The following is a 23,294-nucleotide window of genomic DNA, read 5'->3' on the forward strand; positions in this document are numbered from 1 at the left end:
ATATTGATACGAGGAGAACAAAATGGCAGCAATTACTGCAGCGTTGATTAAGCAGGTGCGCGAAGAAACTGGCGCCGGCATGATGGACGTTAAAAAGGCTCTTACTGAAGCTGAAGGCGACGTTGCCCGCGCTAAGGAAATCATCCGCGCTAAGGGTATTCAAGCAGCTGGTAAGCGTGAAGGTCGCAAGGCTCAGGAAGGTACCATCGCTTCTAAGGTTGTTAAGTCTGCTGAAGGCGAAACTGGTTACGCAGTTGAGTTGAATTCTGAAACCGACTTTGTTGCAAAGACACCAAAGTTTGTGGAATTCTCAAATACTGTTCTTGACCATGCTGTTGAAGCTAATGCTTCTACTGCTGAAGAAGTACTTGCAGCTCCAGCTGATGGTGCAACTGTTAAGGAATCTGTTGAAGAAGCAGCAGCTTTGTTCGGCGAGCACGTCAAGGTTGGTCAGGTTGCTAAGGTAAGCGGTCCACACGTTGAGATTTATGCTCACAAGAAGTCTGTGGAATTGCCTCCAAGCATCGTTTCCATGATTGCTACTGACGAAGCTGGCGCAAAGGTTGCTCACGAAGCTGCTTTGCAGATTTCCGCTATGGGTGCACAGTGGCTTCGCCGCGAAGATGTTCCAGAAGAAGTTTTGGAATCTGAGCGTCGCGTTGCAACCGAGAAGTCCTTGGCTGAAGGCAAGCCAGAGAAGATTGTTCCAAAGATTGTTGAAGGACGTATGAACGCCTTCTTCAAGGAAACTGTACTTCTCGAGCAGGCATACGTTAAGGATCCATCCAAGAGCGTTGGTGACTTGTTCAAGGAAGTTGGCGGCACCGCTTTTGCCTTTGCTCGCGTTGAGGTTGGCAAGGGTGCTGCTGAATAAGCACTAATTATATAAGAATTTATTTTTGTTCTTGTATATAGGGTTGCGTGCACAAGTTGTGCGCAACCCATTTTTTATATTCATTTTCCAGCTTAACGTGCGTTTTGAGTGTCGTTATTGATAGATAAACTGACAAAGATATACCTCATTCGCCGTTATGACTGGAGGAATCTGTATGGCTATTGCACAAACGGATGAAAGAAAGTCCCGTAGGGTTTTATTAAAGCTTTCTGGAGAAGCATTCGGTGGTGGCGCTGTTGGTATTGATACTAATGTTATTCGTAGGATTGCCGGCGAAATAGTAGCTGCAGTCAATCAAGGCGTTCAGGTTGCTATTGTTGTCGGCGGCGGTAACTTCTTTAGGGGAGCAGAACTGCAGCAAGCAGGTATTGATCGTAGCCGTGGCGATTACATGGGTATGTTGGGCACTGTAATGAACTGCTTGGCTCTTCAGGATTTTCTTGAGCAAGCAGGGCAAGCAACTCGCGTACAAACTGCTATTACAATGGGTCAGGTTGCAGAACCTTATATTCCGTTGAAAGCAATTCGTCACCTTGAAAAGGGTCGTGTGGTTATTTTTGGTGCTGGTGCCGGAATGCCATACTTCTCAACAGATACTGTTTCTATTCAACGTTCATTGGAAATTCATTGCGATGAAGTTCTTATGGGCAAGAATGGTGTGGATGGCGTATATAGTGCTGATCCTCGTAAAGATTCTACTGCTCGTAAGTTCCTAACATTAAACTATAAGCGTGCTATCGTCGATGGTTTAGCTGTTATGGATGCGTCTGCGCTTTCTATGGCTCGCGATAATAATCAAAAAATTCGTGTTTTTGGTCTCGAAGGCGAAGGTAACGTAACTAGTGCTCTTGTTGGAGAATCTATTGGCACTTTAGTGTCTAATGCAGAGCCAACATTTGCTTAAATATTATAAAGGAGAACACATGTCAGCAATAATTGATCAAGCCCGTGAACAGATGAATAAGTCTGTTGAAGCTACTAAAGAGAATTTTATGGGTATTCGTACCGGTCGTGCTAATCCTGCTTTGCTAAACGGAATTATGGTTGATTATTATGGTGCTCCAACTCCAATTAAAGCTGTTGCATCTATTGGTGTTCCAGAGCCTAGAACCCTTTCAGTTACGCCTTTTGATGCTTCTCAAGCGAATGCTGTTGAAAAAGCCATTCGCGATTCTGATTTAGGCGTAAGCCCTAATCGTGATGGCAATGTTATTCGTGTTACTATGCCAGAGCTTACGGAAGAGCGTCGCAAGGAATACGTCAAGCTTGCTAAGAATAAAGCAGAAGAAGGCAAAGTCGCAGTTCGCAATATTCGTCGCAAAGCTAAGGAATCTATTGACAAGTCTGTTAAAGACGGTGAACTTGGCGAAGATGAAGGCGATCGTTTACAAAAAGAGCTTGATAAAGTAACTAAGCAAGTTACTGATTCTTTAGACGTTTTGCTTGAAGGTAAGCAAAAAGAAATTATGGAAGTCTGAGATTTTTGTAGTTTCAAACTGAATGGGTGCCGTATGAGTCAACTAAAACAGCATAATTTTGCCAATGGAGTCAATAAAGCAGACGCTGAAAAAACTGCATCAGAAGTAAGATTATCTTCTGACAAAGCAGCTACTGCTACACATGGCACCCATGAAACTTTAAGTGATATTAATCGTCGCACAGGCAGGAATATGCCTCAAGCAATTGCTACTGCCGCAATACTAGTTGTAGCAATTGTTTCTTGCTTAATTATTAGCATTGATGTCTTTATAGTGCTTATGGCCATTTTTATGGTTCTGGCATTGTGGGAATTACATGTTGATTTTGCAACTCTCGGTTTGCGTATTCCTTTCGTGACGTTATCAATATGTTCGCTTGTAACTATTTTTGCAACCTACTATGCAAAATGGCATGCTGTTGCTATGGCTAGTGGAATTACTGCATCTTTGCTTCTTACAGTAATTTGTGCGACTCTTAGCAGTACTATTTCAAATAGAACAATGCAAGCTGTAGAAAAAAAGCTCGATGGTTCTAACCGCTCATCATACGAGCATACTTTATTTACGAATATGTCTGTTTCGCTATTCGTAGTGTTGTACATTCCGCTTTTAGCTTCTTGCATTGTGTTAGCTCTTACAAATACAAAATACGCAGTTGCTCACGCTATGCTTTTGGTATTTTTACCTGCATTAAGTGACACTGGCGGATTATTTGCTGGTGCGTGGTTGGGTAAACATAAGCTTTCTCCGCGAATCTCTCCTAAGAAGTCTGTAGAAGGCTTAATAGGCTCAATGCTTTTTGCGATTATAGGAGCATACGCAATTATTGCAGGTTTTTATGGTTCCTCTTGGTTCAATTTCTGGTGGATGCCATTAGTTATGGGTATTTCTTCTGGAATTGTTGGCACATTTGGTGACTTATGTGCTTCTATGCTTAAAAGAGATATTGGTATTAAAGACATGGGGCATCTGCTAAAAGGTCATGGTGGTGTTCTTGACCGAGTAGATTCTATTTTGCTGTGCGGTCCTGTGCTGCTTGTGCTTTTGCAACTTGCTCATTTCTAAATTTATCTGTCACAATCGTGGGCTTAGGCTAATATCGACGCCATGACAGTCAGTTTTATTCCGTCGCCAAGTATTTCGCAATTTTCTCTTGGCTTTGTAAACATAAAGTTTTACGCTCTTAGTATTCTTGCTGGTATTTTGATTGCAATGTGGATTACTACGCGTCGATGGAAACGTCTTGGAGGAGATTTTAACCAGATACTTGATCTTGTTTTAGTCAGTCTTCCTGCTGGAATAATTGGTGCGCGTTTGTACCACGTAATTACAACTCCAGAAAGATTCTTTGGATCTCATGGTGATTTCTTAGAAATTTTTAGAATTTGGAACGGTGGTCTAGGAATTTGGGGTGGCATATTCTTAGGCGCATTAGCTGCTTGCGCTTTATGCAAGTATCGTAAATATCCTATTGGATTACTAGCTGATTGTGCCGCTCCTGCAATACTTATTGCACAAGGCATAGGTAGACTTGGAAATTGGTTTAATCAGGAACTTTATGGAGCTCCAACAACATTGCCTTGGGGTTTGAAATTAAACTATAATGCCACTCAAGCTATTGGTCATGCTGAGCGCTGCTACGATGGTTTAACCTGCCCGGCTGGAACATTATTCCATCCAACATTTTTGTACGAGATGATTTGGAATTTCATCGGTGCTGCATTGCTTATTTATTTTGGCAAAGTTATAGCTAAGAAGTTAAAAGCCGGTTCTGTATTCGCACTTTATGTTATGTGGTACACAATTGGACGCGTGTGGATTGAGGCATTGCGAATTGATTTTTCACATGTTTTCTTAGGTGTGCGCATTAATGTTTGGGTTTCTATTATCGTATTCATTTGTGCAACTGTTGCTTTTGCTTTGCTGCAAAATAGTACTAGTACTCGTGAGTCTCTTGTTGAACGACTTATAGATATAACTTCAGACGAAAGAGAACGTGAGTCTCAGAACACTTCTAGTAAGTAAGATTCAAGTATTTGAAAAAGCAATTTTAAAAATCTTGTTTTATAAAACTAGTCGCTTGCATTTTCTAGAATAGTACACATGAATATACAAATAGCACCTAGCATTCTTTCCGCAGATTTTTGCAATCTTGAGCGTGACCTCGATGCAATATCTAATGCGGATCTTGTTCATGTCGATGTAATGGATCATCACTTTGTACCTAACTTGACTTTGGGTGAACCAATTGTTAAGCGAATTTGTGAGGTTACTAAACTTCCAGTTGACGTACATTTGATGATTGAGGATCCAGATCGTTGGGCTCCAGAATACGCTAAGCTTGGAGCTGCTTCTGTGAGTTTCCATATGGGTGCTACTCATGCTCCAGTGAGATTAGCTCGTCAGCTTCGCGATATGGGTTGTAAAGCTTGCTTTGCTGTGCGCCCTGCGGAACCAGTTGAACCTATTTTCGATATTCTTGATGAATTCGATATGGTTCTTATTATGACTGTTGAGCCTGGTTTCGGTGGACAGAAGTTCTTAGCTAATCAAATGAATAAGGTTCGCCGTTTACGTGACGAAATTACTCGTCGCGGATTGCAGACTCATATTCAGGTTGATGGAGGAGTTAGCCCTTCGACTGCAGCAATAGTTGCTGAAGCTGGTGCTGATGTGCTTGTTGCAGGTTCTGCAGTTTATGGAGCAGAAAGCCCTAAAGAAGCGATTGAAGCTATTCGTAATACTGCAAAAGCTGCTTGGCGCGAATAAATATTAGATGTATGTTGGGGACATGAGATATGTCCCCAACATGTTAAGTATTGCACAACAAGCGAGTTTTTTTGATGCGAATATATGCTGATTAATTGAGTGATTTCGTATGAGGAAGATATTATGACTAAGTTCGTTATTAATCAGGAATATAGTCCTGAAGCAATGAATCGAGTTTTGACAATACCTAATCTAATCAGTTTTTTGCGCATATGTTCAATTCCGTATATTGCTTGGCTTATTACACAGCATCAAATGACTTTTGCTCTTATTGTTTTAGCAATATCTGCGTTTTCTGATTGTCTTGATGGTTATATTGCCCGTACTTTGAATCAAGTTAGTAAGTTGGGGCAAATTCTTGATCCTATAGCTGATCGTCTATTGATTTTTTGCAGTACATTAGCTTTAGCTATTGCAATGATTATCCCTTGGTGGGCACTTTTATTAGTAGTATTGCGTGATGCTATTATGGCTGTACTTGTAATAGTACTTGCGCAAAGAGATTATGGTCCTTTGCCTGTTAACTTCGTAGGTAAAGCTGGCACAGCGCTTCTTATGCTTTCAATCGTTTCTTTAATGATTGTTTATGCTGTAGCTACTGAGTCTATGTTCCTGCTTTATGCTGCTGCACTTGCATGTGGAGTGTGGGGTATTGCTCTATATTGGTATGCTGGCTTGCTTTACTATATGCAAGCTTATTTACTACTTGCTAAGTCAAGAAAAAACTAAATAAGGCGTGTACGCACATATGACTAAGCAAGATGAATTTGTTAGTTTAAAAGATAGTATTAAAGATTTAGATGTAAAGCATACGTCTCACAAAAGCACTATGCCAATATCTTTTGATGCTCCTGATGGAATGTCGTTAACTAGGCGTAGGGCATTATTCTCGCACTCATTTACTGGTATTTCAACGCATCACGTTGTAATGTCTCCCAGTGGTTTTGCTCACAATCATGATCGTAGCCGTTATATTGATGACTATGCTTTGCGTCTTATTGATGATTTAACTAATCGTCCAGTTGATCCAATGTTTATGGATGCAAGGTTAAGTAAACAGCCTGTTAAACTATTTAATCTGTGGTTCACTAGAGCTATAGTATTTTTATTGTGTGTTTCTATTGGTACTGTTGGTAGCCAGTTTGTTCGCAAATTGCACACTGATCCTAGAAAAGCAATACGTTCTTCATTAGCTAATGAGTTGTCTGGTTATACGTCTCGTTTCGATAAGCTTGTAGAAGAAGTAACGTCATTGAGAAATAACGTAGATCATGAGTCGCAAAAAATTACTACGCCTGAAGAGGATGAAGTTAGTAAATCAGATGATATGGTTAATGGCACTCATGCTGTAGAAGGTTCTGGGATTACTTTAACTATTGCTAATCCTATTTCTGCTTCGAGCGATGTGAATAGCGGTTCTTTACCTCGCGAAAGTAACGGCGCAAGAATGCGATTAGTTACAGATCGTGATATTCAACAATTTGTGTCATTATTGTGGAAAGCAGGCGCTGAAGCTATTTCCGTTAACGGGCATAGACTCGGAGCACAAACTTCTATTCGTGTTGCTGGTCAAACTATTCTTATTGGAGTTAATCAAACTCAAAGCCCATATGTTATTGAAGTTATTGGCGATTCTGATGATTTGATTAAACAATGCAATGATATGAAGCGCATGAAATGGTACGCATCTTTAGTTAATGCAGGCATTAATCCACAGGTTTCACCTTCGAGAGTTATACGACTAAGTGCAGCAAGCACAGGCGATATTAGTTTTGCCAACGAGAGAATTAGGAGATAAGCATGGCAGCGATTTTCGGATTAATTTTGGGAGTATTAATTGGAGTTGTTGTTCATCCAGATATTCCTATTGTCATTCAGCCTTACTTACCTATTATGGTCGTTGCAGCACTAGATGCGTTGCTCGGTGCTGCACGTGCATATTTTGAAAGAAACTTTTCGGATAAAGTTTTTGTTATTTCATTCTTCTCAAACGTTATAGCAGCTACGTTGCTTGTTTTGCTTGGAAATCAGCTTGGCGTAGGTGCACAATTGCAAACTGCAGTTATCGTTGTTTTAGGAATTCGTATTTTCTCTAACGTTTCTGCAATTCGTCGTTTCATCTTCAGGAGTTAGCATATGGTTTCAATGTTTTCTCATTCTCCACAAGATGATGATATTCTTCATAAAATGCGTCGTCAAAAAGCGCATGATCGTGAAAGTGATGAAACTCAAACTGGATCTTTCCCAGCAGTTCATCGTAAAGTAAAATCTTCGCTGAGTGGTCACGTGACTCGAGCGCGTATATTTACAGGCTTTTTAATGATGTTGCTCTGCGCTTTATTAGGTTTTGCGTACATGATTCAAGTTAATCGTAGTAACTCACTTTTGTATGAAACAATGAGCGAAGAGGAGTTGACGCGTCTTATTACAGAAACTCATTCTCAAATTCAAAGTTTGGAAAGCCGAAAAAGTGAATTAACAGGTCAGCTCAATTCGTTGCGTGAAGCAGTAGATAAACAAGATGAAGCTCGTCGTATTGCTCAGCAGAATGCTCAAGCAAATGGTCTTATTTCTGGACGTCTGCCGGCAGTAGGTAAAGGTATTGTAGTTCACATTACTGCAGGCGAAAAAGAGAATATTGATGCCGCTACGATGTTTCAGCTAATAGAGGAATTGCGAAATGCTGGCGTAGAAGTTATGTCTATTAACGGTGTGAGAATAGTTACTTCAAGCTATATTTCGCAAACTAAGCATGGTCTTATATGCGACAATATTATGATTGATCCTCCTTATATTGTTAAAGCAATTGGTGACCCTCAGAATTTGCAAAATGCTGTTAATATTGCAGGCGGTGTTGGGTCGCGTTTAAAAATTAAATTTGGTTCTTCTGTAATGGTTTCAGTGCCTGATGAAGTAGAAATTACTTCGACACGCGAACCAAAACAGTACGAATATGCAAAACCAGTCGAGTAACAAGGTAGAATAGCAAGTATGACTGAACCGATTCCTACAGCTGGCGAAACCACTATTATTGGTATGCCAGCTATTCATATTCCAATGAATACAACTTCAGATCGTCCTATGCAGCAGGATGATTTTGATACTATAGCGAAATTACGTCCTGGTACTGCGTTGTTGATTTCAACTAGGGGAGCAGTGTCTGGTTCTCGCTATCTTCTCGATGAAGATTTAGTAACAGTTGGGCGCGATTCGCATGCTGATATTTTGTTAGACGATTCTACTGTTTCGCGTGCGCATGCAGTGTTTAAGCGCCATAATGGCGTGTTTAGCATTTCAGATTCTGGAAGTCTAAATGGTACGTATGTAAATCGTGAACGTGTTGATGAATCAGTGCTGCATAATGGCGATGAAATTATGATTGGCAAATTCAGACTGGTATTTTTCGCACATGACGCAGTCACAGTCCGATAATGTGATTAACGCGGTACAGGGGGAGCTTTTTAACTTTTCCTTGTCTGCTGATCACGCTTCAGGATACCGTGGTAGTGTCGCTATGAAGGTTGCCGGTATTACTTACCGGCAACTCGATTATTGGGCTCGTAAAAGCATTATAGAGCCTTCAATTCATGCATCTAGCGGTTCTGGTTCTCGTCGTTTGTATTCTTTTAAGGATATTGCGATTATGGCTGTAGCTAAAAGGTTGCTCGATGCTGGCGTTAATTTAGTTAATGTTACTACGGCTATTATTTTTCTTAATCGATACTCAGAAGAGCGTTTGAGAAATATGACTATTATTTGTGATGGTCAATCTGTTCAAGAGTGCGATGAGAATCAAGATAATATGCGTCGCATGCTTGCTTCTGGTTTAGCAGTATTTGCTATTGCTGTTGGCCGCATTGTTTCTAGAGTTGAAGAGGACTTATCTTCTGAAAATTCTGTTGATGCTACGCAAGTTGAAGAAAAAAGTAGTAAGTCTACTCGCAAATCTTATTCAAAACCTACTTCTCATACATCTTCAAACTCATGGAGTCTTGTTCAGGAAACGTGGGGATAATGGCATGTTTGTAGTTGTTATTATCGCTGTTATTTGCTGGTTTGCTTCAGTATCATTGTTTTTATATAGTTTATTTGCTTGCGTGCGTTTTTTAGTAAAATTTCGAAAAAATGCTTATGTGAAGGCAAATAGTATTAGCAATAGTAATAAGAGAAATTCTATTGGTTTAATGCCTTGGAGTATTGTTATTACACATTGTTGTGGGCTTCCTTGCGCAATGCTTGCGTACATGCTTTTGCATATTGTTCGCGATTTTGGATTTGTTCGCGATGATTATTGGTTATTAATTAAATCAACGCTGATTGCGTCATATGTGATTATTATCGCGCTTATTTTTATCAATATTTTTGTAATGCTATTTTGTGCGTACAGAAGCTGCAAGTCTTAGATTATTTAGCAAGAAGTATCGTAGGGATATTATTTGATAGTAGTGTGAGATTTTGTTGGTTGTGTTTGATTATTATCTATAATTTGACATAACGTACATTATCGGATAAATATCAAGTAAATTTAGTCAAATAATAAGCTCAACCGACAGAAACTGTGCACGCATGTAAAGAAACTGTCGTTTTCTCGACAAAAAACGACCGAAACTTTACAGCGCTGTAAAGAAAAAGCCGTAATATAGTTAAAAAACGACAGAAACTGTGCACGTTAGATTAAGCGAAATATTCGCAAATTGCAGTGCTTAATTCGCTTACGCTATCAATAATTCTGTAAGATCCGTGTGCTTCAAGCTCGCCAGGCTCAGCATAGCCCCAAGCGCATCCCAAGCAATCCAAGCCGCAATCTTTTGCTCCGTCAGCATCAGTCCAGCGGTCGCCAACCATCAAAGCTCTGTCGCCTTTTTCTGGATTGTAATCAATCTCATCAAAAACATAACGAATAACTTGAGTTTTGCTAATGCGCGACATATCTTTGCTAGCGCCATAAATTCCGTCAAGATACTTCGTCAAACCAAAATAATCGCAAATAGGTTTTACTTGATATTCTGGCTTGCAAGATGCGGTTGCTAAATAATATCCAGCTTCACGAAGTTTTGTGAGTTGCTCAAGTATTCCATCGTATACTTTGTTAAGTAGGCATCCTGGAATTTTTTTACCAGGATTATTAGGATCGTCAAAAGTTGCTACTTCAGAATAATACTTGCGATACGTAGCAAGTCCCTTTGCTAGCAGCGATTCAGGCACATTATTGCGTTGAAGAGATTCTAAAATTGAAGGACCTATAAAACGATGCATTTCAGCATCGTCCGGAATAGGCTGTTTCAATTCTTTCAATGCAAGTTTTGCGCAAGTAATAATGCCAGCATCTGACTTTGTTAATGTGCCATCAAGATCAAGCAGAATAATGCGACGACCAGTGCATCCTGAAGGCACTGAGAATTCACTCATAGTCAGGAATCCAGCCCTCATGATGCATTTTTAGACGCTTGTCTAGTAAAGTTTTTAATTCTTCTTCACTACGACGTTCAAGCAGCATATCCCAATGCGTCCTAGACGGCTTGTTGAAATCATCATCTGGGCGATCATCTTCGCCTTCGCGATGTGCAATCGTGCCGCAGCGGCATTCCCACTCTTCAGGAATTTCTGCGCCTTGAGCAAAAGGAAGAATCGTGCGATGTCCCTTTGGACACACATACACAACATCATTTCGTGCCGCGAAATCTACATTATCGTCAGATTCTAATGATTTCGCACCAATGCTCATACCGCGTAAACTGCGTTCTGCCATAGTATCTCCTTGTGTAGTACTTTATAAAATTACCGAATTGCACGGACTATATATATAAAAACGATTTATATATACAAAATACATGCGTTTTATTTGTATATGCTCATACTTATACATCTGAGTATGCAACAACTCCACGGTTTAATAGTTTTGCAGCTTCATAAGCGCACGAAGCAAGATTTTTATCTACGCCATCTATAGATTGTAAATACTCTCCTGCTGCGAAAAGTTGAGTAAGTAAATCAATAAGACGTTTAGCTTGACGCACGAAATCTCCTCCAGTGCTGTCGGTATTGCGCAAAATTTCAGCTAGATCAGCACCATTAGCCCAATCATACATAATATCTACAGCACCAAATTCAAGCGGTCTTAACGCTGGCAAATGAGCGTCTGCGCATAATGCGCTAGTACGCATAAATAATTCTTTCATTCGCAATACTGTATTAAATATTGCGCCATCCTTGCCGCCTGGATATCGTCTAGGTTCTCCCCCTGCAGGTCCTCTAGATTCATAAACTAATGCAGACAAGCACGATAATAATTCAAGCGGTGAAAGATTATTAAAAATTCCTTCGCAAATGGCTTCAGCAAATACAATGTCTAGTTCGTTATACAACCTTCTTAACAATTGACCGCGCTCAGTAAGGTGCAAAATTTGGTTTTGTGAAGAATCTTCAGATTGTAAATAATCCAAACTGTACAATACGTCACAAATATGGTCAAAAGTTCTAGCAACAGAACCAGTACGAAATTCGTAGCGTTCACGTACTTGATCAAGTTCCTTATGTTCTCTAATCCAATGGTAGCCCCAACGCAAATGTTGTTGAATATCTGCACAACCTGCACACGGATGCGTTCGCTCAGCTTCTCTAAGATTTGCAATAACATCATCCAGCGCTTTAAATGCTGCTGTGCGTTCTGCATCTGTGTGGAATAAAGTATGTTTAAGTTTACGGCGTTGATCGTGTTGAGCTTCTTTAAGCTTCATACGTAATTGTAAGAATTCAGCAAAATCCCCATGTTCGCAGTGGAATGCTTCTTCATAGCCTTTAAGAGCTGTTTCAAGTTCGTTCATGCGATTATGTAAACGTTCAGCAGAAGCATTAGCTTCCCATTGAGCAAAAGAACGATCTAGTGTTGTTCGAGCAGTATCTGCATCGCTTGAGTTCAGCAAATTAACTGCCATATTAAACGTAGGAACAAAGCTGGAATGTAGTGGGTATACGCGTTTACTAGAAAGTGCTGCAGCTTGTTGAGGAACGAAATCAGCATGATCTACAAGAATTGCGTAACCAATATCATCAATTCCACGTCTTCCAGCACGACCTGTAAGTTGCGTAAATTCTCCAGGCGTAAGAGGTACATGCCCAGTGCCGTCAAATTTTACTAGCTTTTCTACAACAACGCTTCGAGCTGGCATATTTAAGCCTAAAGCAAGTGTTTCTGTTGCAAAAACAACTTTAATAAGTCCGCGTTCAAATAGTGTTTCAACAATGTGACGGAATAACGCAATCATACCGGCATGATGTGCTGCAAATCCTTGTTCGAGAGCAAAACGAAAACGTTCAAAGCTTAAAGCGTGTAAATCTTCTTTAGAAAGTTGATTTGCAACCATACTGTCGACAATCTTACGTATTTCGTACATTTCTTCATCAGAAGTAAGTATTAATCCTGCGTTTAAACATTGTTGAACAGCTTGATCGCATCCGGAACGAGAGAATATAAAATAAATTCCTGGCAGCATTCCTAGGTAATCTAACTCGTCAATAACAGCCCAGCGTCGAGGAGTATGTCGTTTCGCGCATTTATCTAACTGTGCAACTCCCCCGTTAACACTGTGCTTCTTACCTTTTCTGTAACGGTATTTGCTGTCGCTGTAAGATTCTTTACGGCGACGAGCTCGGTACTCAAATTCATTAAGTTTTCTAGTCAATGCAGGGTTAACGCGCTTAGTTACGTTTCCGTTATTGTCATGGTCGTATAAATCGAGTAACTCAGGCTCAGTTGCAGAATCCTCTTGAATAACAACATGTCTTTCTAAAGGTACAGGTCTGTGTTCGTCGACAACTAAATGAGTTTCTCCACGCACTGATTCTAGCCATGCAGAAAAATCTTCAACATTTGAAACAGTTGCAGACAACCCAATAATTTTCACCGATTTTGGAAGGTGAATAATAACTTCTTCCCACACAGCTCCGCGGAATTTATCTGCAAGATAATGAATTTCGTCAAGAACGACAAAACCTAAAGATTGCAACGTAATCGAATGCTCGTAAAGCATATTTCTTAAAACTTCAGTAGTCATTACAACAATGTCTGCTTCAGGATTTACAGAAGTATCGCCAGTTAATAACCCTACTCTGTCTGAGCCGTACAGTTCGCAGAAATCGTGATATTTTTGATTACTTAAAGCTTTAATAGGCGTTGTGTAAAAAGCTTTTACATTGCGATTTTGCGCAAGAAATACAGCAAAATCCGCAACAACAGTTTTACCAGCTCCAGTAGGAGCAGCAACTAAAACATTATTGCCATTTTCTAGTGCATCAATAGCCTCAAGTTGAAAATCATCAAGTTCAAAAGACAAAGAACGCTCAAATTTAGATGCCATCGAGCGCTCGTGCTTCATTGTATTTTTAAAAGCTGCGAAACGTTGTGAAGGAGATAATACTACATCATTCTCATTGCAGTCAGTTGGATTGCTTGATTTATTTTTGCAGTCTTTTTTATGTGATAAATGAGACATAAAAAGTATTAGTCGCTTTCTTATATGCTATAGCTGAATGTCTTCTTCGCGAAGAGATTTTTTATCCCAATGCTGCCATATTTTACGGTGATTTTCGCGAATTTTTTGATGACGCTCAATAACTTTTGTGTGCGTTCGCTCGTATCGATTCATTGCATCTTTAATAGGAAGCGTAAATAATGGATCTCGAGGATTTTCATTATCTTCTTTATTTGGTTCATGCAAACGTTCAAATCTAGAAGAAACATCTTCGGAAATACCAAAGCATACTCTAGCTATTTTTATTGCGCTTAAAACGACAATAACAACTCCTAGCGCTACCATGAGCAGCATAAAAACTGTTATGAGTAGCCAAATCCACCAAGGCATTGTTATTCCTCTGTATTCTCATTATCAGCGTGATTAACGCTTAATTCACGTTGAGCGCGAGCAATAATCATACTACGCAATGTTTCAGGAGCAACAGCTGTAATATGACGTGCGTGAGCAATGCAAAAAGCAACGAACCATGAATCAGAAGAAACAGTAAGATGGACTTTTACTCCGCTGCCACAAGTTTCCATAGTGGCTCCAGAAAGATTCTTCAAAAAGTTCAATTCTGTTTCATCGGTAATGAAGCAAGTTTCAGTTCCGTTATCAAAGCTCCACTTGCGAAGTTCACTAACTGGCACATCTGGAATTTCAACTTGAGATACAGGCTCTACAACTTCTGCACGTTCAATACGTGCTACGCGAAGAACTTGCCAAATTCGAGGCAATCCATTCGCTTTATTAATTGTCGTATCTTTAGCAACAAATTCACGTTTATCTTCTGGTGTTTGCTGCTCTACATCAGTCCATACTGCAACATAGTAAACACCTTCATCAACGTAAATCTTCGACGGTGCAACGATCTTGCGACGAATACGTCCTGCCCCGTCAGTGTATTCCATATCTAGCAAAGATCCAGAGTTAATAGCACTGCGAACAATAGAACAATTTCGAGGCTCAATTTCGTAACCTGTTAAACTCAGCCATGGAGTTTGACCAGGAAGAACATGGCGGCGAAGACGTTTATACAAGGATTCAGCTTGTGTGCGCTGTTCAATAGGCAAAAGCAAGGAATGTGCCAAATAATTAGCAGACGCAGTAAGCATGCTCAAATATTGCTGTGAAATTCCAGCAAGTCTTTCCAATCCTAAAGAGTTAGTAGCAGAAACAATTCCATCGTTCTCAAGAAGAGTCCAATCTATATCAAAGAATTGGCTTCCGGCCATTTCTCCATCGTCAGAAACAGTAGTAAGAGTATTTATATCCTTGTGAAGAATTGTAACAAATCGACGAAGTTCATCATCGCTTTTTGGTCTACCAATAAAACGCTCAGCAAGCTCGTCTAATGGGAATTCCTCTCCAAGATGAGCAGACAAGAAAAGCATCAATCGAAGCCTACGATCTACTTCACTTCCAGTTTGGAATGAAGAGCCTTTTTTGGTATGCGATTTATCAGTGTCGCTATTTTGTTCTTCAATATTTTGCGCTTCTTGTATAGCATCTTCTTCATCTTTTTGCTCATTTTCGTCACATTGAGCAAAATTAACTGCTGCGTGCAAACGGCGATGGAAAGCATCCACTGCTTCTTGAGGGCTTACTACGCTAGAACCAGGATGTTCTAGCACAAACATCGCTAAGTCGTCAGCATCAGTATAAGCAACGTTTAAATGTTCGCCATCGACATCCACAGTTGCTGCAAATCTGCGAGAATCAATAACTTTTACCAATGAATCAGGTAGCATTTGTGTTCCAAGACCAGGTGCGATTGAATCTAAGCCTAAGCCAGGAATAGGAGTTTGTGGAACTCTAGGAGCAGTGCGAGAAGTGCGCTGTTGCTCGTGTTGACCTGAATCAAGAGAAGAAATAGACATTGAACGAGCAAGATAATTTGCTGCAGCTAAAACTGGTAATTCAGATTGGTCGAAACGTAAACGTACGCGAGGCTCATCGCCTAATTGCAAACGATAAGACGCAAAGTCTTGACCTTCAGACTTTGAAGAATACTCTGGCTGCCTAGATTCGATTGCAATACCCATAGCAGCAAGCTTTGCGCGATCTCGCTGGAATTGTTTTGCGAATGCTGCTTTAGCTGCTTGATCTGCAAGCTCACCGTATGAATCTGCATATGCCTTTACGCGCTGTGCAATTTGACGCGAAGTCAGCCATTGCGGGAATGCGGAAGACAATACAGCGAGTACATCTAACTCGTGTTTGCCCCATTTGTCGGAAAAACGTCGCCTTCCGTTGCTTCCTTCTACCATTAGTCCTCACGTATCATGTTTGTATCAATTTACTTATGCGCTTTGCGTACAAGTGACTACGAAATGCAGCAAAACTTGTGTTGCAATATTGCGCACACCTTTTCTATTTTAATGGTGTTTTGCGGTACGTGTGGACATTTTTTAAAAAACTTCTAATAATTATATATTTTTTATTCACACGAACATCAACAACGTTGAAAATACGCCATTTTTTCGCGACACGCCATATAACCTTTTTATAGATAATTTTATTTACTATCAATAAAAATCGCATATTTGCAAGAAATCTGCTTTAAACCCAAGAGTCTGGTTCAATTCCTTGCGGTCCAACGAATTCTCCGTTCGGCACATAACTTGGTTCTCCTGTATCTTCTAAAACAGCGTCAGCAAACATTGAAACTTGATTTCCAAATGTCCAATCCCCCCTAATAGTTACTGATTTTGCAGCAGCTAAAGCTGGAACAGAATATGGGAATCTTTCGTTGAAATCATTGATGTTTTTGTAATAACGTGGATCCAAATCAATATCAGGAAATATATAGTTACCATCTTCCATTTCATATGAATCAGTAAGATGGAATCTATCTGATCGCATAATAAATAAGTCGTTGGTTGTTTTAACAGGCAAGAAACGCATGCGATCAACTTCTACGCAAATTGCGTCATCAAAAAGTGAAGCTATTGCGCCCATTGCTGTTTCTAATTGCACTACTGGTGTGCTGCTTTCGTCAGTTGGGTCAACAGTTTTGCGATTAAAAATAACAGGCAAAGGCAAAATTCCTTTGTGCTCTTTTAACTTTTTTTCTAGAGCATCTACACGAACCCAAATATTATTTGTATTGAAGTATGGATGTTTTTTAATGCTTTGTGCGCTTCTACGATCCTCAGGATGAACTTGTGTCATTTCTCGTAGCATTAGTCTTCCTGTTTGCGCGTCCCTAACAATGTGACCGCCCTTACGATCTGCTTGCGTTCGCTTTGCAACCTCAATCATGATAGGTGCGCCAGTATTTTCAAAATGTTGGGCAAGAGTGCGCGACGGTCTAGCACCTAAATTGTCAGAATTTGAAATAAACAAATACTCAATTCCATTTTCTTTAAGAGTATGCAATAAATCAGATTCCCACAGAGTTGAGAAAATATCGCCGTGACCTGGAGGGCACCATTCAAGAGATTGATCTTCTTTGTGAGAAACAGGTTCTCCAGTTTCTTCTACTAATTTCGGTTCTTGATGTTGAATAATTTCTACAGGAATATTGTCTTGCACAAACTTGCGATTGCGCTTTAGTACTTGCAAAGTATCGTGAGATGTGCGGAAAGAGTTCATGAAAATAAGCGGAAGATTAACTCCTAATCGCTGACGAGCTGTAAGAACTTGTCCAATAATAATATCAATAAAGCGCATTTGGCGAGCTTTATGTCTACGAACTGGTAGTAAAGATTTTGCGCAAGACAAGCCCATAGATGTTCCCAAACCGCCATTTAATTTAATAAAAGCAGTTTTTGCAAATGCGTTAACAGCTTTGTCGTGATCAATAGTTTCGTAAATTTCGTGGAAAGTTGGAACGCTTTTAATAGGCTCAACCGTGCTCTCGCGAATAAACTCTGCAGGCTTATCCCCTGATTTATCTAAATTCCAAGCATTATATAAGTGTTTAAATTGTTCAATAGCAATTTCGCTCATGCTTTGTTCGCGCATCTTTGCAGCGGACAACTCAAACGCGTCATCCATGTAAAAGCCTCCTCATATGCATGTGACCTTAATAGTTTAGCGATTTGTGCGTCGCTGCGCAAATATTGCTTTTAACTGTTATTTTGAAATACTATTATGATTCTACCAAAGTAGAAAGTGCAAGTTAGAAAATAATAAGCGCAGCCAATAATAAATACTGACTGCGCTTATGAGAAATTTGCTACTAAATACTACTAAATATGAAATTTAGTTATTTTCTGCATTGTTGTCATCATTTTCTTCTGGTTCATCGCCAGTTTTTAGATGATGCTCGTCATAGCCTTGCAAGTAACGAGTGTGACGCCAATGGTGAATAGAAGCGTTCGTACCGCGATGATGTACGTGATACTTACGTGGAGTACCGCCATAAGGAAGCTCTTTAACTTCGTTAGCAACTGCCATTTGGTTCACATTAGAAGGATCCATAATAGCAATTGGAGCAACAGGATCTGGTTCTGTTGGAGCGGCAGTTCGATTCTTCAAGTGCGATGGCAACCATTGTGCAAACCAAGACAATGCCAAGCAAATAAGGAAATATATTACTGCTGCAACGCTTAATGTTTGCAAAATATTAAAGTACATTGATCCAAGTCGGCGTGATTCTTGAAGCAAATCAGTGTACATAATAATTGAACCAAGTGCAGTATCCTTCAAAACAACTACAAGCTGAGTTACTGCTGCAGGCATCATAGCAATAATAGCCTGCGGCATTTCGATTTGAGTAAGAGACTGATACTCGCTTAAGCCTAATGCTAACGAAGCTTCACGCTGGCCATTTGGCAAATTACCAACGCCGGATCGCACTAATTCTGCTACAACGGAACCGTTGTACATAATCAGTGCCAAAACTACAGCCCAGTATGATGCTTCTTTCATGCCGGAAAGTGCAAAAGCTCTCCACAAGAAAATCATAAGCATTAATACTGGTACTGCGCGGCAAAACTCTACTACTATTGCGGAAATACTACGAATAAGGAAATTCGGAAGCAAACGGAATAATCCGAATAATAAGCCAAAAACAATAGAGCCGACTACTGCAAGCAAAGACGCTTTCAAAGTCATCCATAAGCCTGGTAAGTAAAAATCAATCCAAGCTTCAGACTCTAATGCTGGATTCCACAATGCCCAAGAAAGCTGGTTTTCGCCCTCAGGAGGATTGCTTAAACGCATCAAAATAGCAACAACTGCAACAGCAAAAAGGAATCCTGCAATAATATTTGCAATGCGAATCTTTCTAAGTGCTTTTGGACCTGGAGCATCAAATAATAATGATTGTTCACGTTTTTTAGTCATCGCTATCACCTTCTTACAGCAAGCTTGTTAGACAAGTATGTTGTCAAAATGCCAATAGGAATAATGAGAATGATGTATCCCAAAGCGAATATTAAGAAGATTGGAACAATCAAATCTGCATGTTTCTCAATCATTTCGCTCATCATTGTTGAAGTCTCTGTGGCAACTGATGCTGCAGCAGCAACTGTAGAATTCTTAAGCAAAGCAATAAATGTATTACCTAATGGTGCTACTGAACCGCAGAAAGTTTGTGGGAGAATCACTTGTGTTGCAGATTGGAAGAAATTTAATCCAAGAGCGCGGCAAGCTTCTGCTTGGCCAACAGGCACGGTATTAAGACCAGATCTCAAAGATTCGCAAACAAATGCTGAAGTATAAAGCGACAATCCAGCAACTGCCAGCCAGAAGAAATTCACTTCAAAAATTGATGAGAATCCGAGTTTAAGCTGAGCGTAAACGCCTAAAACCATGAAAACCATAATGATGGTAAGTGGCATGTTTTTAAACAGCTCAACGTAAGCGGTTGCCACCATGCGTAAGGATGCAACTGGGCAAATGCGCATAGTAACAAGAATTACGCCAATAATTGTGGAAAAAAGTATACTCCATAATGTGATTTCAATATTAACCAAGAAAGCTCCTGGAATATTGTATTCACTAAAGAGTTGCACGAAATCTTGCATGTTAGTTCTCCCCCTCTTGAGGAATTGGCGGATTATACTTTGCGTTTGGCTTAAAACCAGTTCCGCGCAAATTATCGTCCAGTGCTCTCTTCCACGAACCATTACGCATCATGTCTTTTAATGCTGCGTTGATTCGTTTTGCCAAGCGAGTGTTGCCTTTTTTGATACCAATTCCGTAATATTCTGCGGTAAATGGTTTGCTAACAAGCTTTAAGCGACCGCGAGACGCAGTTGCTAAACCTGCGAGAATAATGTCGTCTGTAGTAACAGCATCCACAATGCCTGAGAATAGTGCAGTTGCGCACTCAGCATAACCTGGCTGTTGCATAAGTTGCACTTTTGAAGAGAACTTCTCTTTAATAGCAATTGCAGATGTTGAACCGGAAACTGAGCATAAACGCTTTCCATCCAAATCGTTTGGACCATTTACTTTATGCTCACCTTTACGAACTAATAAATCTTGACCAGCAACAAAATATGGACCTGCAAAAGATACGATATTCTTACGAGCGTCCGTAATCGAATATGTTGCTACAATCATATCGACGTCACCGTTTTGAAGCATTGTTTCTCGCTGCTTAGATGGTGATTCTTTCCATACGATTTGATCTTCTGAATAACCAAGCTTTTTGGCAACATACTTAGCAACATCAACGTCGAAACCAACGTAAGTTCCGGCTTTTTTGAAGCCCAAGCCAGGCTGATCAAACTTAATGCCAATTCGTATTACTTTTTTACCGTCGCTGCGGTCGCATGCTGTAAGAGGCATAACGCAGCAAACTGTACAAAGTACTGCTAATATCGCACGAAAAATGCGATTATGTAATATTTTCATATCTTTTCCCTTCATAAGAACTGTTTTTTCATAGTTTCAGCAGTAATAGCTAAAAAATGAAAATCGCTATTAGTGCGTAAGAATCTTGGAAAGGAAATCTTTTGCTCGATCAGTTTTTGGATGCTCGAAGAATTCTTCTGGAGTGCCCTGTTCGAGGATTTGACCATCGGCCATAAACACAATTCTGTCAGCAGCTTTACGAGCAAAGCCCATTTCGTGCGTAACACAAATCATTGTCATGCCTTCTTTTGCAAGCTCAACCATAACATCCAGTACTTCGTTAACCATTTCTGGATCGAGTGCGGAAGTTGGTTCGTCAAAAAGCATAACTTTTGGCTGCATAGCAAGAGCTCGAGCGATTGCTACGCGCTGCTGCTGTCCGCCTGAAAGTTGTGAAGGCATTTTATTAGCCTGATTATCTACGCCAACTCTAGTAAGTAATTCCATGGCAAGAGTTTCAGCGCTTTGCTGATCCATGTGACGAACTTTCATTGGTGCAAGAGTGACGTTTTCAAGAATCGTTTTGTTTGCAAAAAGATTAAAGGACTGGAATACCATTCCAACTTCTGCTCGCAAAGCTGCAAGTTCTTTTCCTTCTTGAGGAAGTGGCTCACCATCAATACGTATGTCACCTGAATCGATAGTTTCGAGACGGTTAATTGTGCGACACATTGTTGATTTACCAGAACCAGATGGACCGATAATAACTAGTACTTCGCCTTTGTTAACAGTAAGATTGATATCTTTAAGCACATGAAGTTTTCCATAATGCTTTTCGACATGGCTTAGTTCTACGAGGGGATTTGCCGCTTTTCGCACTGAAGCAGTGCTATTAGTCATATCCTCGGCGTTTGGATTTGACTTTGATATTTGCTTATCCATAACAAGAAGTTTAGCTAATCTGTGTTACGGTTATTTATCACTATCGTTACGTTTTGTAACTCTTACGTTACAAAAAAGCCGTTGATTGTAATCATAAAATCAACAATCAACGGCTTATCAATAGCATTTTTTACAAGTATTTTTTATTTACTCGTCTTCTTCTGGATCGTAATCAACGCCAGTTTCAGCACGCTGCTCGTCAGAAATTGGAGCAGGAGCACCGGTTAGAGGATCCCTGCCGCCGCCAGCCTTAGGGAATGCGATTACGTCGCGGATTGAGCTTGCGCCTGCCAAAATTGCAGCAGTACGATCCCAACCCAAAGCAATACCAGCGTGAGGTGGAGCACCATACTTGAAAGCTTCAAGCAAGAAGCCGAACTTTTCGTCAGCTTCAGCCTTATCGATTCCAAGAACGTTAAGCACACGATCTTGAATATCGTCGCGGTGAATACGAACGGATCCGCCGCCCATTTCGTTACCGTTGCACACGATATCGTAAGAATCGCTCATAGCGTGCTCTGGATCTTTATCAAACTTATCGATCCAATCAGCAGATGGCATTGTGAATGGATGGTGCATAGAAGTCCACTTTGAGTGGCCAACAGCAACGTCGTCATCATCTGGATCATCAGTGCGCTTGAACAGTGGGAAGTCAACAACCCAAGTGAAAGCAAACTCATCTGGGTGAAGCAATCCTGCGCGGCTAGCAAGCTCTACACGAACAGCACCGAGCAAAAGCTGCGAAGACTCGCGGGAGCCTGCTGCGAAGAATACTGCATCGCCATCTTCTGCTCCAACAGCTTCCTTAAGACCTGCACGCTCTTCTTCGTTAAGATTCTTAGCAACAGGACCCTTTAACTCGCCATCTTCACCAAATACAACGTAAGCCAATCCCTTAGCTCCACGCTGCTTAGCCCAATCCTGCCAAGCGTCAAATTGACGACGAGGAGTTTGCGCACCGCCCTTAAAGAGCACAGCTCCAACGTATGAAGCTTGGAACACGCGGAATGGAGTGTTCTTAAAGAAGTCAGTCAACTCAATAAGTGGGTTTCCAAAACGCAAATCTGGCTTATCGGAACCATACTTATCCATAGCTTCCTGCCAAGTAATACGAGGCAAAGGAAGAGTAATCTCGTGACCGGCTTCCTTCCAAATAGCAGCAATAACGCGCTCTGCCATAGCCATAACATCTTCCTGGCTTGCAAAGCTCATTTCCATATCAAGCTGAGTGAACTCAGGCTGACGATCTGCACGGAAGTCTTCGTCGCGATAGCAGCGAGCAAGCTGATAGTAGCGTTCAACGCCAGAAACCATGAGCAACTGCTTTAGAAGCTGAGGAGACTGTGGAAGTGCGTACCAAGAGCCTGGAACCAATCGTGCTGGAACAACGAAGTCGCGAGCGCCTTCAGGAGTTGACTTAATGAAAGTTGGTGTTTCAACTTCAGTAAAGTTCATATCTTCCAAAGCGTGACGTGCAGCCTTAGCCATATCAGAGCGAAGCTTCAAATTGCGTTGCATAGATGGGCGACGCAAATCAAGGTAGCGATACTTCAAACGAACATCTTCGCTTGGAAGCTTGTTCTCGGACTCGTTTTCCAAAGCTGTTGAAACCTGGAATGGCAAAGCGTCTGACTTTGCGAGAATAGTAACAGTTTGAGCAACAATCTCAATTTTACCGGTTGCTAAATGATCGTTTTCGTTGCCATCTGGACGCAAGCGAACTTCGCCGGTCACTTGTACAACGAATTCACTACGCAATGGTCGTGCAGTTTCTTCATCGTAAATAACAACTTGCACTAAGCCTGTGTTATCACGGACATCAACAAAGGCGACTCCACCATGATCACGGCGACGATCAACCCAACCAGCGATGGTTACTTTTTGCCCGACTAATTCTTCAGTCACTTCAACGGCATGATGTGTGCGATACGCCGTCTGGCTCAT

23 protein-coding genes are annotated in these 23,294 nt (G+C 40.7%); 12 read left to right on the top strand and 11 right to left on the bottom strand.

Features of this window, described 5'->3' with window-relative positions:
* Positions 1-22: 22 nt before the first annotated feature.
* The 12 genes from tsf (at position 23) to AC1EK3_RS01645 (ending at position 9,157) form a co-directional block, all read left to right on the top strand.
* Positions 23-874 (top strand): translation elongation factor Ts, encoded by an 852-nt coding sequence (gene tsf, locus AC1EK3_RS01590; RefSeq protein ID WP_415682966.1) that lies wholly within the window; start codon positions 23-25, stop codon positions 872-874.
* Positions 875-1,049: 175 nt separating this feature from the next.
* Positions 1,050-1,799, top strand: coding sequence for a UMP kinase (gene pyrH / locus AC1EK3_RS01595; RefSeq protein WP_415682967.1), 750 nt, complete (start codon positions 1,050-1,052; stop codon positions 1,797-1,799).
* Between the two features lie 19 nt (positions 1,800-1,818).
* Complete coding sequence (gene frr / locus AC1EK3_RS01600; RefSeq protein ID WP_004106603.1) at positions 1,819-2,373, top strand: ribosome recycling factor; 555 nt, start codon at positions 1,819-1,821, stop codon at positions 2,371-2,373.
* Positions 2,374-2,406: 33 nt separating this feature from the next.
* Entirely contained in the window at positions 2,407-3,438 is a 1,032-nt protein-coding gene (locus tag AC1EK3_RS01605; RefSeq protein WP_415682968.1) for a phosphatidate cytidylyltransferase, read from the top strand.
* A gap of 42 nt (positions 3,439-3,480) precedes the next feature.
* Positions 3,481-4,398 carry a prolipoprotein diacylglyceryl transferase gene (gene lgt / locus AC1EK3_RS01610; protein WP_419399382.1) on the top strand — a complete coding sequence of 306 codons (918 nt, stop codon included), beginning with the start codon at positions 3,481-3,483 and terminating at the stop codon, positions 4,396-4,398.
* Positions 4,399-4,476: 78 nt separating this feature from the next.
* Entirely contained in the window at positions 4,477-5,142 is a 666-nt protein-coding gene (rpe, locus tag AC1EK3_RS01615; RefSeq protein ID WP_415682970.1) for a ribulose-phosphate 3-epimerase, read from the top strand.
* A 123-nt stretch (positions 5,143-5,265) separates the two neighbouring features.
* On the top strand, positions 5,266-5,871 hold the full coding sequence (locus AC1EK3_RS01620) for a CDP-alcohol phosphatidyltransferase family protein (protein ID WP_119526593.1): 606 nt from the start codon (positions 5,266-5,268) through the stop codon (positions 5,869-5,871).
* Positions 5,872-5,890: 19 nt separating this feature from the next.
* Positions 5,891-6,940, top strand: a complete 1,050-nt coding sequence (locus AC1EK3_RS01625; protein ID WP_415682971.1) for a DUF881 domain-containing protein — start codon at positions 5,891-5,893, stop codon at positions 6,938-6,940.
* 2 nt (positions 6,941-6,942) lie between these two features.
* A complete protein-coding gene (locus tag AC1EK3_RS01630; protein ID WP_004106615.1) occupies positions 6,943-7,275 on the top strand; it encodes a small basic family protein in 333 nt (110 codons plus the stop codon).
* Positions 7,276-7,278: 3 nt separating this feature from the next.
* A complete protein-coding gene (locus AC1EK3_RS01635; RefSeq protein WP_119526595.1) occupies positions 7,279-8,115 on the top strand; it encodes a DUF881 domain-containing protein in 837 nt (278 codons plus the stop codon).
* A gap of 18 nt (positions 8,116-8,133) precedes the next feature.
* On the top strand, positions 8,134-8,574 hold the full coding sequence (locus AC1EK3_RS01640) for an FHA domain-containing protein (RefSeq protein WP_004106618.1): 441 nt from the start codon (positions 8,134-8,136) through the stop codon (positions 8,572-8,574).
* Entirely contained in the window at positions 8,552-9,157 is a 606-nt protein-coding gene (locus AC1EK3_RS01645) for a MerR family transcriptional regulator (protein ID WP_064340297.1), read from the top strand. Before AC1EK3_RS01640 ends, AC1EK3_RS01645 begins: the two co-directional genes overlap by 23 nt.
* Positions 9,158-9,816: 659 nt before the next feature.
* On the opposite strand, the gene AC1EK3_RS01650 is transcribed toward AC1EK3_RS01645, so the two are convergent.
* The 11 genes from AC1EK3_RS01650 to aspS form a co-directional block, all read right to left on the bottom strand.
* On the bottom strand, positions 9,817-10,551 hold the full coding sequence (locus tag AC1EK3_RS01650) for an HAD hydrolase-like protein (RefSeq protein ID WP_480033458.1): 735 nt from the start codon (positions 10,549-10,551) through the stop codon (positions 9,817-9,819).
* The gene (locus tag AC1EK3_RS01655) at positions 10,544-10,891 is read right to left on the bottom strand and encodes an RNA polymerase-binding protein RbpA (RefSeq protein WP_119487198.1); all 348 of its coding nucleotides are present in this window, start codon (positions 10,889-10,891) and stop codon (positions 10,544-10,546) included. Before AC1EK3_RS01655 ends, AC1EK3_RS01650 begins: the two co-directional genes overlap by 8 nt.
* 109 nt (positions 10,892-11,000) lie before the next feature.
* Positions 11,001-13,634, bottom strand: a complete 2,634-nt coding sequence (locus AC1EK3_RS01660; protein ID WP_480033457.1) for a DEAD/DEAH box helicase — start codon at positions 13,632-13,634, stop codon at positions 11,001-11,003.
* Between the two features lie 27 nt (positions 13,635-13,661).
* Positions 13,662-14,003, bottom strand: coding sequence for a hypothetical protein (locus AC1EK3_RS01665; protein ID WP_480033456.1), 342 nt, complete (start codon positions 14,001-14,003; stop codon positions 13,662-13,664).
* Positions 14,004-14,005: 2 nt separating this feature from the next.
* Positions 14,006-15,925, bottom strand: a complete 1,920-nt coding sequence (locus AC1EK3_RS01670) for a helix-turn-helix transcriptional regulator (protein ID WP_480033455.1) — start codon at positions 15,923-15,925, stop codon at positions 14,006-14,008.
* Between the two features lie 292 nt (positions 15,926-16,217).
* Positions 16,218-17,657, bottom strand: coding sequence for a UTP--glucose-1-phosphate uridylyltransferase (locus AC1EK3_RS01675; RefSeq protein ID WP_480033454.1), 1,440 nt, complete (start codon positions 17,655-17,657; stop codon positions 16,218-16,220).
* Between the two features lie 207 nt (positions 17,658-17,864).
* The gene (locus tag AC1EK3_RS01680) at positions 17,865-18,950 is read right to left on the bottom strand and encodes an amino acid ABC transporter permease (RefSeq protein WP_480033453.1); all 1,086 of its coding nucleotides are present in this window, start codon (positions 18,948-18,950) and stop codon (positions 17,865-17,867) included.
* Between the two features lie 5 nt (positions 18,951-18,955).
* On the bottom strand, positions 18,956-19,633 hold the full coding sequence (locus tag AC1EK3_RS01685; protein ID WP_480033452.1) for an ABC transporter permease subunit: 678 nt from the start codon (positions 19,631-19,633) through the stop codon (positions 18,956-18,958).
* 1 nt (position 19,634) lies between these two features.
* Positions 19,635-20,468, bottom strand: coding sequence for a glutamate ABC transporter substrate-binding protein (locus AC1EK3_RS01690; RefSeq protein ID WP_480033489.1), 834 nt, complete (start codon positions 20,466-20,468; stop codon positions 19,635-19,637).
* 69 nt (positions 20,469-20,537) lie between these two features.
* Entirely contained in the window at positions 20,538-21,308 is a 771-nt protein-coding gene (locus AC1EK3_RS01695) for an amino acid ABC transporter ATP-binding protein (RefSeq protein WP_119526809.1), read from the bottom strand.
* Between the two features lie 189 nt (positions 21,309-21,497).
* Positions 21,498-23,294, bottom strand: a complete 1,797-nt coding sequence (gene aspS / locus AC1EK3_RS01700; RefSeq protein WP_480033451.1) for an aspartate--tRNA ligase — start codon at positions 23,292-23,294, stop codon at positions 21,498-21,500.

Source organism: Gardnerella sp. C0026F2 (assembly GCF_056590715.1).